General features: G+C 36.3%; 11 protein-coding genes and 1 pseudogene. 1 reads left to right on the top strand and 11 read right to left on the bottom strand.

What is annotated here, in order from left to right:
- Positions 1-13 precede the first annotated feature (13 nt).
- The 4 genes and pseudogenes from tnpB to Bovatus_RS20190 form a co-directional block, all read right to left on the bottom strand.
- Positions 14-364: an IS66 family insertion sequence element accessory protein TnpB gene (gene tnpB / locus Bovatus_RS20205; RefSeq protein WP_004296723.1), complete on the bottom strand. Its 351-nt coding sequence runs from the start codon at positions 362-364 to the stop codon at positions 14-16.
- On the bottom strand, positions 352-756 hold the full coding sequence (locus Bovatus_RS20200; RefSeq protein ID WP_004298116.1) for a hypothetical protein: 405 nt from the start codon (positions 754-756) through the stop codon (positions 352-354). The genes tnpB and Bovatus_RS20200 overlap by 13 nt, the downstream gene beginning before the upstream one ends.
- A 76-nt stretch (positions 757-832) precedes the next feature.
- Positions 833-2,686: pseudogene (locus tag Bovatus_RS20195) on the bottom strand (carboxypeptidase-like regulatory domain-containing protein); the annotation flags it as partial.
- Between the two features lie 83 nt (positions 2,687-2,769).
- Positions 2,770-3,174, bottom strand: coding sequence for a hypothetical protein (locus Bovatus_RS20190; RefSeq protein ID WP_004305412.1), 405 nt, complete (start codon positions 3,172-3,174; stop codon positions 2,770-2,772).
- A gap of 80 nt (positions 3,175-3,254) precedes the next feature.
- Here Bovatus_RS20190 and aroB point away from each other — a divergent pair, with 80 nt between their 5' ends.
- Positions 3,255-4,316 carry a 3-dehydroquinate synthase gene (gene aroB / locus Bovatus_RS20185; RefSeq protein WP_004301156.1) on the top strand — a complete coding sequence of 354 codons (1,062 nt, stop codon included), beginning with the start codon at positions 3,255-3,257 and terminating at the stop codon, positions 4,314-4,316.
- A 112-nt stretch (positions 4,317-4,428) separates the two neighbouring features.
- Here the strand turns inward: aroB and Bovatus_RS20180 are convergent, their stop codons facing one another.
- The 7 genes from Bovatus_RS20180 to Bovatus_RS20150 form a co-directional block, all read right to left on the bottom strand.
- On the bottom strand, positions 4,429-5,298 hold the full coding sequence (locus tag Bovatus_RS20180) for a helix-turn-helix domain-containing protein (protein WP_004301155.1): 870 nt from the start codon (positions 5,296-5,298) through the stop codon (positions 4,429-4,431).
- Positions 5,299-5,977: 679 nt separating this feature from the next.
- Positions 5,978-6,826 carry a 5' nucleotidase, NT5C type gene (locus Bovatus_RS20175; RefSeq protein ID WP_004301154.1) on the bottom strand — a complete coding sequence of 283 codons (849 nt, stop codon included), beginning with the start codon at positions 6,824-6,826 and terminating at the stop codon, positions 5,978-5,980.
- Between the two features lie 76 nt (positions 6,827-6,902).
- Positions 6,903-7,778, bottom strand: a complete 876-nt coding sequence (locus Bovatus_RS20170) for a LysM peptidoglycan-binding domain-containing protein (protein WP_004301153.1) — start codon at positions 7,776-7,778, stop codon at positions 6,903-6,905.
- Between the two features lie 141 nt (positions 7,779-7,919).
- On the bottom strand, positions 7,920-8,999 hold the full coding sequence (locus Bovatus_RS20165; RefSeq protein ID WP_224440819.1) for a hypothetical protein: 1,080 nt from the start codon (positions 8,997-8,999) through the stop codon (positions 7,920-7,922).
- Between the two features lie 966 nt (positions 9,000-9,965).
- A complete protein-coding gene (locus Bovatus_RS20160; RefSeq protein WP_004301150.1) occupies positions 9,966-10,994 on the bottom strand; it encodes a phage/plasmid replication domain-containing protein in 1,029 nt (342 codons plus the stop codon).
- A 37-nt stretch (positions 10,995-11,031) separates the two neighbouring features.
- Positions 11,032-11,832, bottom strand: a complete 801-nt coding sequence (locus tag Bovatus_RS20155; protein ID WP_004301149.1) for a helix-turn-helix transcriptional regulator — start codon at positions 11,830-11,832, stop codon at positions 11,032-11,034.
- A gap of 23 nt (positions 11,833-11,855) precedes the next feature.
- Positions 11,856-13,100: a site-specific integrase gene (locus tag Bovatus_RS20150; protein WP_004323625.1), complete on the bottom strand. Its 1,245-nt coding sequence runs from the start codon at positions 13,098-13,100 to the stop codon at positions 11,856-11,858.
- Between the last annotated feature and the right edge of the window lie 622 nt (positions 13,101-13,722).

Raw genomic sequence — 13,722 nt, 5'->3', positions numbered from 1 at the left:
TCAGAATGTTGAATTAGATCCTGAAACGTTTTCTCAACCGTACAGACTTTAATGACACTCCATTTAAGATAAAAGACAAAACCTGATAAGAGATCTCGTAATTGCCTGTATTGGGGTTAAATGTCGGTAACTCAAAACTTCCACCTTCGAGGCGCTTGTAGTACAGAAGAAAGCCATCGCCATCCCAACGCAGTATTTTTACACTTTGTCGGTTTTTACCAAAGAATAAAAAGATATCTCCGGAAACGGGAGACAAGTCCTTCATTTCCGATCGTATAATTTTGAATAAACCGTCAATGCCAAGGTTCATACGAACAAAGCCCTGGTACAGATAGTAGCGATTGGCTGATGTTAGAGAATACATGGATCTCCCTCCGTTCTTTCGTAATCGCGCAACATTTTAATAACACCACCGGGTGTGGCCCGTTTGACCGAAATGGTGGTTCCACTGTTAAAGGTGATTGTGATCCCGGCAAGACTAAACTCTTCTTCCGACAACATGGCGGGTGCTATTTGAGTGAATGAAGGAGAGGAAGTTGTCGGTTGGGAGGGTTCAACGCCGCCATAATAATCACGGACCACATCTGCCTTGGCTTGTTTAACGCTATAGCCCCGTCTGGACATCCAGGAACTCATACCACCAAAAGTGGTATGCTGATCGCGGCAAACATCGGCTAAAGAACAATTGTAGTCTACTTTCAATACTTCAAGGAAATGTTTCCAAGTTTTTCCAAATCGATTTTCTGCTAAATCCATAATGCTTCATTTTTATACATAGCAAAAATATAAGAATGAAAAAAGGGCGACAAGATAGAATCGCGGAGACGCTTACATCCAATCTGGTGTTCTGCGGTTGCAAAGATACTCCAAAGTTCAATCTATATTTCTCGCGGATAATATTTAGTCCTGCATTAATATCATGGTTATAATATTTATATTGAGCATACTTACTCAAATCTCTATCTTTATTCTCTTCATATCCTACAGGCAGGCCATCACCAAAATTCCAAAACCAATCCTGTCCTTTATCGGCATCAGGAATCAAGCTGTATGTACTTCTGTCACTTTCACTATATTTATATTGAAATTTATAGCGGAACTGTAAGAAGGTAGCTCTCGCTATCGGTTCGCTATAGGTCAGTTCGGCAGTATAATCATAATTTTTGGTTGGAGAAGTAGTATATTGTTTACGCTCATCATCTTCTTTTTTTGCATTATCATCAAAATAACGCGTCAATGATTCACTAAACTGTTCGCTGTCATTATCTCCATAACTAAATGTACCACGGAAAGTGATGTTTCGTCCCTGATTATTCAATCTACGATTCACTTGCAAAGAAGCATTTGCAGAGAGATTCTGCCCTTCAGATTTTGATTCACTATTACTGGCGTTGACACGAATAGCTTCTAAAGGATCATCCGTACTTCCCCAGAAAATCTTATTCAAAAACTCATTAGGATTAGACACCAAATTAAATGGATCTCCATTAAAAGTTCCCGATTCGGAAATAGAATAACTATTAGACTTTCCATAAGAAACGTTCGGACGGAAAATGATATTTGTCAATGTGTCCGGTTTCCACTCCAACCGAAAGTCTGCATTAAAGTTCGTATTCTTATTGCGGCCTTTACTGTTCGAATTTGAATAAGAATTTCCATTTTGCAGGAAACGTTCCGAGTAGTTTGTAGATGTTGCATCCCGATCACTGAAATTATAACGGGCACTACCTCCCAGTTCCAATTTTTCAGTCTGGGTAGCAAAGTTAGCCCCTAACATCTTGGTAGCAGTCAAACCATTGCTGTTCCGGAAACGAGGTCCGCCACCTCCACCGGAGAATCCCTGATCGTTCACATTATTAGCAGAACCGATTAAAGAGAATTGGCTATTATCGACAAAACGATTCAACATCAAGTTGCTTCCGTAACGATCTTCTGTACCACCGGCAACACTTGCATTACCAAACCAACCTTGATTCATACCTTTCTTCACTTTCAGGTCAAGAACAGTTTCTTCTTCTCCGTCATCTATTCCGGTAACACGTGCCAAATCAGACTTTTTATCGTACGTCTTCAGTTTGTCGATCATGTTGACCGGTAAGTTCTTCAATCCGGTTTTCACATCACCGCCAAAGAACTCTTTACCATCCACCATAATCTTCTTTACTTCTTTACCATTGATTTTGACGTTACCGTCATCGTCTATTTCTGCTCCCGGAAGTTTCTTCACCAACTCTTCGAGCATCGCCCCTTCGGGAGTACGGTAAGCTGTTGAGTTATATTCCAGCGTATCTTCTTTCACGACCACCTGCGGAGCTTCGGCAGTAATCACCGCTTCCTTCAGCATGACAGCATCAGGGTCCAATGTAATGGTTCCCAATTTTTTATCAGTGGCGTTAGCAGATAATTGTACCGGTACGAGCTTGGTTCGGAATCCAATATAGGAAACTTTCAACACATATTTTCCGGCTTTTACTTTGGGGAGAGTAAACCATCCCTGGTTACTACTGGCTATACCGGCGGCATAAGCACTATCAGGTAATGATAGCAATTGAACTGTAGCCTGCGCTGCGGGCTCTTTAGTATCGGATTCCACCACACGTCCCGAAACGGTAATAACCTTATTCTGTGCAAAAATTGAGAAGGTGCATAGCAACATCAGCACCAACCCTGCTGAAAATCTTTTCATTTACCTTATTTACGATTATATTAGTAGCAATAACAATGTCTTTTTGACAAATCGAATCGCAAAAGGTTTAATTGAAAAGAAAATTATCTTTTAAAGAATCGATCAACAAGCGCTTTTTTCAGACCAAACTCCAGACAAAGCACATTAAAAACCAGAAAAGTAAGGAAAGAGGAAGTATCGACGTTTATCACATCTCCTTGCATAACACGCCACAACATACCACCAAAGACGAACAAGAATGTCAAAAAGATAGCATTACGAACAGCCGAATTCCGGATTTGCTCCGTTTCACGGCTTTCATTCTTACTCAATGCAAAGATTATCAACAAGCATCCTGCCATCATCAACAACTTTGTACATTCTTTATAAAACAGCAAATTAGTATCAGTTACTACTCCCTGCATCACCAAAATAAAAGGGATAAACAGAGCTACCAACAAGACAACATATCCTAAAGGACGACAATATACAGGTAATAATGCTTTCATGATTAAACGTTTTAATGAGACAAAAGTAAGTAAAAAAAGATATTTTATATACATTTGCAGAGTAAAAAAGCAAAAGAATCATGAGTAAACAAGAAGTTATTCTCTGCGAAAGCTTGGAAACGAGCCTCGGTCGTGCCATTGAGCTATGTCCGCATGACAAATTATTCGTCCTCACAGACGAGCATACCCAGCGTCTTTGTCTCCCCTCTCTAAAGGAATCGGGGCTGTTGAAAGATGCTGTAGAAATCTGTATCGGAGCAGAAGATGTGCATAAAACTCTGGAAACACTCGCTTCCGTCTGGATGGCATTAAGCACTCAAGGGGCTACCCGCCACTCTTTACTTATCAATCTTGGAGGAGGGATGGTGACAGATCTCGGAGGTTTTGCCGCAGCTACATTCAAACGGGGCATTTCCTATATCAATATACCAACCACCCTGCTCGCCATGGTGGACGCATCAGTGGGGGGTAAAACAGGAATCAACTTCAACGGACTGAAAAATGAAATCGGTGCTTTCGCTCCGGCAAACAGTGTATTGATTGAAACTGAATTCCTACGCACATTGGACACACACAATTTCTTCTCCGGATATGCTGAAATGTTGAAGCATGGTTTGATTAGCAATACGGCACATTGGGCAGAATTGCTCAATTTCGATTCCTCTAGTATTGATTATGCAGCTCTCAAACAATTGGTAGGCCAATCGGTACAAGTGAAAGAAGATATTGTAGAACAGGATCCCTTCGAACATGGAATCCGCAAAGCATTAAATCTGGGACACACCGTAGGACATGCGTTCGAAAGTATGGCACTGGCAGAAAACCGTCCTGTATTACATGGATATGCAGTAGCTTGGGGAATTGTGTGCGAACTGTATCTTTCTCATCTCAAAGTAGGTTTCCCGAAAGAGAAAATGCGGCAAACGATCCAGTTTATCAAGGATAATTATGGCATATTTACTTTCGACTGCAAAAAATATGACCAACTGTATGCATTTATGACGCATGATAAAAAGAATACTTCAGGCACTATCAATTTCACATTACTAAAAGATATTGGAGACATTTGCATCAATCAGACTGCCGATAAGGACACTATCTTCGAAATGCTCGACTTCTATCGCGAATGTATGGGAATTTAACCCATCCTACATCAGATATACCGCATAATAAAAGGGAATGAAATAGACTTCATTCCCTTTCTCTTCCCAATCCCTATAGATATTATTGCCTATTGTGAGGCAATTGTCCGCACTATTGTTCTAAGTTACTCATTCGATATTGTGAAAGCGACATTCCTGTATGCTTTCTAAAAAAACGTCCAAGCGACGATTGATTCGCAAAGTTCGTTTTAATCGCTATTTCCTGAATGTTCAGGCTGGTATTTTTCAGCAAAGCCTTGATTTCTAATATGATGTATTCAACAATCCAGTCTTTGGCAGACTTCCCGCTTGTCTCCTTAATTACCATAGTCAGGTATTTGGAAGTAATACACAGTTTATCCGCATAAAAAGCCACATCCTTATTCTCCTTAAAATGCTTCATGATAAGCCCAAAGAATTTATTAGCCAACTCTTCTTTACGGGTATCCCTGCGGGCAGTCATCAAGGTAGATTCCTTTTGATAAGCATTGAACAGTTCCAGATACAGATACCTCAACAAATGAATAATCAGCTCCCGCCTATATATATCTTGAGAGGTAACTTTATCTTTTATCATACCCAGATAATTATATATCCGGGGAATATCTCGTTCTGACTGCGGATACCAGTAATGAGTCCGCATGTAGAAAAAGAAATGCGGAGAAAATCTGGGCACACCACTTAACGCATCACTAAACAGTGAAGTAGATATAACCATCGTAACGGTCGAGAAATCTTCACTTGGCTCACTAAATGAGACAAATTGTCCGGGTAATAATATAATCAATTCCTCCGGTTGTATCCAATGTACATCTTCATGCACTGTAATTTTGGCCTTTCCACCTAAACAATATATAATCAAAGCTGATTGATTATTAGAAGGATAAGAAGTCAAAGGAAGATACTTCAGATTTTGATAAAATTTAAAATCGTCACCCAGGACGTATATCTCTAATGTCTCTCTATTTTTAATGTCTAACATTTAACACCTTTCTAAACTAAGTCTTTTTACAAATGTATAACTTCCTAATTTACCACGCACCAAAAATGGAAATATAGTATCATACTAAGGAAGTCAAACACCTTTTATTTGCATTAATTTATAAACAAACTATCTGATTGTTAGTTCATTTATCATTTTCCTATTTCGTTTTATTATAGACTGACCTGTTTTTTATAGTGTTTTTAGGACAGGAAAAGGATTAATGCTTTCAAATGAAAAATAAGCAGATTGTTTTCTAATTCAAGCAAAATTAAAGAAATGTACTTTTATATCACATAAGAGGCAATCAAAAAAACTACTAACTCATTGAAATAAAGATTTGCATGTTCACAAGAAAGACTAATAATCAGAATAATAGCTATAAATCGGCACAATTCATACTAGAAAAATCAACGGATTATTTGCTAATTAAAAATTAATCTGTACTTTTGCATCCGCAATTCGGGGTGTAGCTCAGCCCGGTTAGAGTACGCGTCTGGGGGCATTGAAATGAGTAAAATATTTTCATCACACAATCATATATAAAACAAGGAGTTAGATAGTTATCTAGCTCCTTTATTTTTATACCGATTAAAATTCGATTAAAGTTTTCGGGATATTTAGTCCAAACTAAAGCAAATTGTAGTGTAAACTCTCTTTTGCGTTCTTCGTGTTTTTATCACAATAAATACCTTACCACAGACTCCCAATTTGGAAACCGTTCAGAACCGAACAATATAAGCTCACCTTTAAAATCAGCAGCACCATTCTTTTTCCTGTCATCTATTAAATAGTCACCTGCATTCAAGTTTTTATGGTGCGACAAGATCAAACGTTTATAGCATACTTCACCCAAATAACGTTTCACCCATTCCAACTTGTCAGACCATGCACTTGGGTTATCCCATGGAGCTGTTGATAAAATGTAAATGTCGTATTTGTCTTTTAAACGGTTCATGGCATCTATTGCCCCTTCATTGGGTTGCATTTTTGCAAATATATTAGGGACTTCATCATAACACCCCGCATATCGGCTTTTTAAATCCTCATTTAAGGCGTCTATGCCCGATTGGAAGTTTACCAATACATTATCCATATCTACATATAAAACTTTCTTATTTGAGCACCGTTCGAGGTACTCCAACGCTTCTTTATATGTTTCCAACTTCCAATGTGCCTTACCATTCAAACGGGTTACATCCATATTATCTTTTAAGTCTTGTATTTTAACCTTTGTAGCCAAACGATTAGTAGAGACACGTTCAATAAACGCTTTATAATCTTCACCCTCTTCTTTAATCAGACATTTTAAAGCCTCCAGTAGCCTGTCATCCAACCCTTCCGTTTTTAAATCCTCAAATGTTATAGATGTATCTTCTACAACATCATGCAACAATGCTACTATCTTTTCATCCTCTGTTTGACAGTGTAAAGCAACTCTGACTGGATGCAATATATACGGACTGCCACCTTTGTCTAACTGTCCAATATGAGCCTTATAGGCAATATTTAAAGCTTTGTTCAACATATTTCTATTGACATAAAATTAATCAGAATTAGAGATTCTGCATTACTCTCCTCACAAAAATAATTCAAAACATTTTTCATCTACTAATACGTAAAGCCTGCCCTTCTCTCAACACTGTTGTTATTTTTACACGATTTAACTTACAAATTGTGTCTATAGAAACCCCTAATTTTTCTGCTATATCTTGGATTTTATCTCCATTCTTTACTTTATAGTATCTTATTTTTTGCTCATTTCTTTCCTCTACTGGTTTTATTCTACTTTTATGCACATATCCTTTTATTCCTTTTGCAGTTTGCACAATATACCAATTATCATTTGTTTCCCAATAAGTGAATACTTCCCTATCCACAATTTTACCTATAATTTCCGAATTTACACTATTTGACTTACGGATATTTGTATAGCCATCCGAATCAGTTATCACCCCCTTGCGCAATTGAGTGGACAATTCATTCACTGTTTCTACTTTATTTTTTATAGGAACAATGGACGAAATCATATAAGTTTTAGGAAACACTATAATAATTCCAACAGAACTCTCGACTTCTTTATAAGAATTGACACCGTAGTTATTTGCATAAAGACTTAATTTTTTCTTGGTAGTAACCACAACATCCATTTTTGAAATCCTGTCTATACCTTTGTAAATATAGGCTCCTTCACCACCATTGGAATATTTTATATGCAAATTCACCTTGTCTCCTTTTACATTCACGAATATATCATAATAATTCAAGGAACTATCGTATGCAATTTCTAATCCTGTAACTTTTATACGAGTATTTGTATCTGGCATAAAATAAGCCTCATCGTAATTGCAGAAACGTACCTTTCCATTTAACTCTGTTTTTACGCCAATTCCTAATTGTTGAGCTTGGACAGTTTTAATGGAACTTATAAATAAGAACATTACAGACATTCCTACTGATAAAATAAAATTCTTTTCCATAATAATGCATTATTTAAAATTTTGAACATATCATACATCTAACATTCTATTATTCTCCCTTTTTCTTTCGTACCATAGGAATATTTTCAAGTAAATTACTATAGCCTACCCAACGTACTATAGCCTAATACGTTATACAATTTATTCATATATTGAATATAACACAATTTCTTTTTTGTTAGAAATATTTGAATATTTTTGGGCAACTACAGATATAAGCTCTCCATCTAATTCCTGTATTTCAATTAGGTATCGTCCCTTCTTTAGCAAGGCAATATTAGCCTCTATGACCTTCTCCGCCTTTTGGCTAACTTTACCACTCCCCCAACGAGTATATAAAACTTTTCCTTTCTTCAATACTATTTCTCGAGTTAACGTACAAACAATCAAATTTGGGGAAAATCTATCAGTTAGGAACATCTTTCCATTAATTAGTTTTGCACCATTATTATTTTTAGCTTGATATTTGTATTCATTTCTATTAAACTCATCTAGATATTCAATATTTTCAGCTACTTTCACATCATTTATTTTAAGAATTTTTACAACCTTATTTGAATCTATGCAAGCCATATACCTAACAGCAAAATTCGTCTCTGAATCCCAACTATATCGCCCGGCACCCTTCTTCTCGAAAAATTCCTTCTTAAAAGAATTTCGCAAACTGTCTTGAACGCTCGCTTTAGTACTTTGCCAATATGAATATAGTTCATTTAGTTTATCTTGCAATCTATTTCTTTCTTTTATCTTAATGCTCCTTTCTTCTTTTTCTTTTCGTCTTTCAGGAGTATTTTTCAATGGATATATTGATAGGTCACCAATTCCATATATAGCAATTTCTATTTCTTTATCCCTTTCAAAAGATTCACTTTGTGTTTGCCCTACATTATCGAGAAAATCGCTCAACTTTCTTTTCGTAGCTACTACTGTTTTATTACCAGATGAATCCGTTCCTGTATATATATACTTTCCATTTCCCGAAGTGATAAATTTCACAGATATATTAATATTACGAAATATATATCTGAATTTTATCCCATATCCAGTATTAGGATTATAAGAAATCGTAAGAGATTCCCCTCCTAAAGTAGCTTTCCGAACATCATAAGGGTGTGGAGTAACATAATCAAGATATTCAAACGACCTTACAGAGGTTAATTTTTGAGCAAACATAGAAAGAGCCATTACTGCCCCTACTAGAAACAACAAAATTCTTTTCATAATATCACAGATTTGTTTCCCTAGCCCCAACAAGAAAGGTTTGTATAAAAAAGAAAGCGTGAGGCTGTTAGAATTATCTGTTTTAGAGGTTCTGGACAAACCTATCACACGAGATAAAACGACACCCCACGCTAAACTGTATATATCATTTGAGTATGTATATACGGCTAGCATGAACGTTTGTATCGCCAATCCCCGTGTGATTCGAAATTGTCCAGATTCCTAAAAACGGGATAAAGCTAAACGCTTCCATAATTAACTATGTCCACCAAACAGGGATAAACCTGTATGATGCGACAAATATAGTCAAAATTCCACGTCCTACAAACGTTTTTCGGGGTGTCATGGAACAAATTTATATAAAACTTGATACCCAACAAGGATTTCAGGAAATAACTTCGATGAGGCTTCCCAAACTTTTGATATCACTTTTGTCAATGTGACGTCACTATTAGCCTCATCACTATGCCCTTCCCCTACCTTTTCACTACATATCTACTCCAATCCATTCTATTTTAATCCTATATGACATTCTCATATTACCGCCTGTCCCCTACTCCTACCCCTAGCTTGTTACATCATTTACAGGTATCATTCAATTAATGTGGACATTCTACACCCTCATTCTTTTTTATGATAACTTAAAAATGGAACATCGACTCCCAACCTCTCAATCACGGAGGTTCGTTTTAGGATGGTATTAGCCATTTTATTCCCATACCGAGCAAATTACACCTGTAAGGGATAAAAGTGGCAATACGCTTCCAATAGAGATGAGAGAAGATATATACGCAGGACAATAGCCTGCGTATATTGACGAAAGAGGACTTTGATATATTTCATATATCCAGTCCTCCTTTTATTTTTATGACCTCTCATAATAGTCTTTTATAGAAGAGTTACCCCTAATCAAGCACTATTCCCCAACCGTTAGAAGTTTATCTCGTATAGAACCTAATAGAGAGCTTATTTGACCGAAGCACTATCTTCCCGCACATTATAAGCATCGGGTGAGTTTTCGAACTTATCCGTTAGATATGCCTCAATCTTATCTGTCAGCTCTTGCATTAACTCTGTTTTTCCCATAGTACCACTAAAGTGCTTCATAGCTCCTCTAATTTTATCCTGTATTCTTTTATGGTATTGTCTATCCTGTCCATCCTTTTTATTGCCATTCGATTCGCCAAGACTCCGTTCTCTGACAGAGAAACGTCCTTTTACAAAAGAAGGAAGCCCAACAACACTATGAGCAATACAAATACACCACTCCTCAAAATCACTCAGCGTTTTTATCTGTTCAAAAGACACATCAAAAAGCTTATCCGATATTATACCTATTTCGTCATAGGAGTAGAGCCACTCGGATACCAACCTCCAAAATATATCTTTATCATACAAGTCTTTCGCTTTTAGCTGATGACCGAACATCCGCCTAATTGCCTTTTTACCAAAGCATATCTCGTATCTTAATAAATTCTGTTCCACACTTGTAGAGAAAGCACCGGGAGTATTCTTCTGATTTTTCCTTTTCTTACGCACTTCTTTGGACTTATCATAGAAACGTAACAATACCCCATTAGAAGGAAAATAGGTAGTCCCTTTCCACTTATTAGGGTAACATTCCCCCAAACTTTGCATTTTAGAAATATAAAATTCAGGGGGACGAGACATTTCAAAGTTTTCAGCCATATCCACCCGTTCCACATCAGCCTCTATCATAGGAACACCTAGCTCCTTACCCAATTGCTTGATAGCCTTTTCAACTTGTGACAAGGTTAAAGAATCGAGATTAGTACCTCTGAAATATTTAGAGAGGCTCCCCGTGACTCTGACATGTTTCTCCGTTACAGAGACACGTAATCCGTTTATATGTCCGCTACCACCTTCAACTTGCTTGTACTCGCTGGTTTGGTCAATCTTATTAAAGACAGACCTCCAATCGTACTTATCGCCTATATCCTCTTTTAGAAGTTTTAAAACTACTGTGTCATACATAACTGATTAATTTGAATGTATACAAATACCACTACTTTTATAGGTTATTATAGATATACCTGGAGGCCAACTCCGATTCTTTGCGTTTTATAAACTCATCTTTCGTTTCCTGTTTCCGAGCTGTCAGCCATTCTACAATTTCATCACGTTTGAATACCAATTTACGCCCATTAGCGCCGGAACGATGACACGGTATCTCTTTTGTGCGAGTCCACTTATAAATCGTATGCTTTGCATAGCCTGTCAATTCACAACAAATACCAAGACCAAATATCTCCGGATAATCTTCTATCCGTTTTAATGGTCTACTAGACGTCTGCGACTCACTTTTAGGAATATCACAAGCCACACCCAACATATTACAAACAACATCCCGTAATGACATTATCGGAGCCAACACTAAATACTCCCACTCTTTCCGCAAAAACTCTATGTCATGATAGAAACATGCACTTTCTACCGCATCCTGATGATGTTCATTTATAAAGCCATACTTTGCAATAGATTCATATAAATAATCTACTGACAGTGCAATTTTACCAGACTTCAACAAATAATTTTCTTCATGAAAAATATCATCTAACTCTTGAGGTGTTATTTGTAATTTACTTCGATTAAAAGCAGCTACCCTTTCTTCATAAACGGATATAAAATAACTATCCTTCCAGTTAGCAACCATATCATCTATATCTTTCAATACTTGCCGAAGTTTACCTTTATCCCCATTTGTTAAATTCTCAACATAAAGATAGAGTCTCTTTTCTGATAGTGCTGTCACTTCCCCTTTAAGAAGTTTACCTATCAATTGTTCCAAAGGTATTTTTAATGTCAAAACCATATTAAACAAGATTTAATTAATAATTATAATAACATTGCAACTCTGTCCAATACATTTTGTGACAAACTATCCAAATATGTCATGGTGGTTTTAATGTCACGATGTCCCAATACTGCGCTAATTGTTTCTCGGGAAACGTCATTGCCTTGCAACGTCATAGCCATCGTATGACGACTCACATAGGTGGTAAGGTTCTTCTCAATACCTAATATCTTACCTAATTTCTTCAGGTTATTATTAAGGCGTTGATAACGGGTACGTATATGATCATACAGTTGCTCCCCGTCATAATCCTTCGTTATTATAGGCAAAAGATATTTTCCTACTAAAGAAGTATTTTGTTTAAACCACTCCAATATATCTTTCAAGGCAGGGGTAACAGGTATTATTAACGGCTTCATGTTCTTGACATTCTTCGTCTTTTCCCGTTTATAAACAATATGTTCTATCCCTTCCGATACAACTATATTTTCAGTCGTAAGCTTTGCCATATCAACAAAACTCATCCCATAACAATAATAGGAAAATAAAAACAGCATACGGGCACGCTCCAATACAAAATTTGTTTGGGGCGAATTCTTTAAAAGTTCCAAATCCTTTGGCTGTAAATAGCGTTTCTCCGTTTCTTCCTCCAAACAACCTATTTCAAAACCATTTTTACCGAATGGATAGGTTTTCGATGAGGCTTCATGCTCCTTTATCGCCCTGTTCATAACCGCCCGTAATGTTTTAAGGTAATATTTACGGGTATTGCCACAGCACCCGTCTTTTTCCATTTCCAAATTAAAACGATTGATATATTTTATATCCAATTCTGAAAATACCCGTTCCTTAATCTTCGGGTCATACTTTGCCAACATACGTAGAGTTCGCTCATAAACCTTTGCATTTCCAATATGTTTTGTAGCTTTCAAATTCTCGACCTGCCTCATAAAGTAGTCATAAACCTTTCCCTGCCTTGACATACCCAGAAATTCCGATTCAAACTGATTCAAAGTCCAGTCTACACGCTCTTCCAAAAACTTCCTTAGGATAGTATTTTTTCGGTCTTCATAATGACTCAACAGCCCATTATATAATTCATAATTAGGATTGACACGCTTATCATTCTTAAAGCGGCAAGTATCTTCATTCCACTGCCCCTCTAATGATGATAATTTTAAATCAATGTACTTGAGCTTACCTTTTTTAGACACTCTTAAACATACAGGGTAACTCCCGTCTTTTCTTTTGTTGCTTTTGTACAACACAAACTTAATAGTTGCCATATTATTATTTTTTATCCTCCTGACAAACATTATTTATAAATATTACAACACAAATATATACATCAAAAAATAGATTTATCAGAAACAAAAACAATCATTAACATGTAAATTTTCACACCACCTCACCATGTTTATCTTCTTTATCAAAGCTGTTAAACAATTTACTAAGGTTCAACTTATTAATTAGAAACACAAAACCGATATATTGTTCTATTTTTTCATAAAACCAAGAATAAATACATCTCATATAATTACAAATTTTCATTTAGTGAATCTATAATTCCTCTGTGAAACTTTTTAAAATTACGGAATATAAAGTTACGAAATATAACTACAGAAACCACCTATTAATTATCATTTACATACATATATATACATAAATTAAAAGACAGTAATGAGATTCTGATAAGAAAATTCGATTAAAGTTTTATTAAAGTTTTTCGGTTAATTGATATGATTTAGTCCCACAACTCAGCCATTTTGCATAAACTGAAAAATGCAATATGGAATTAAATATAAATCCATAACATCTTTTTATTTTGCCTCTACCAACAAACAAAACAATCCCACAATCTACTAATAACCAGCCGATAGCACTAAATAGTAAATTTATAATAGAAGA

Origin of the sequence: Bacteroides ovatus, assembly GCF_001314995.1 — a bacterium.
In the GTDB taxonomy this organism is placed as follows: Bacteria; Bacteroidota; Bacteroidia; order Bacteroidales; family Bacteroidaceae; genus Bacteroides; species Bacteroides ovatus.
Note: the sequence above shows the minus strand (reverse complement) of the source record. Positions and strands in the feature narration are given on the sequence as shown.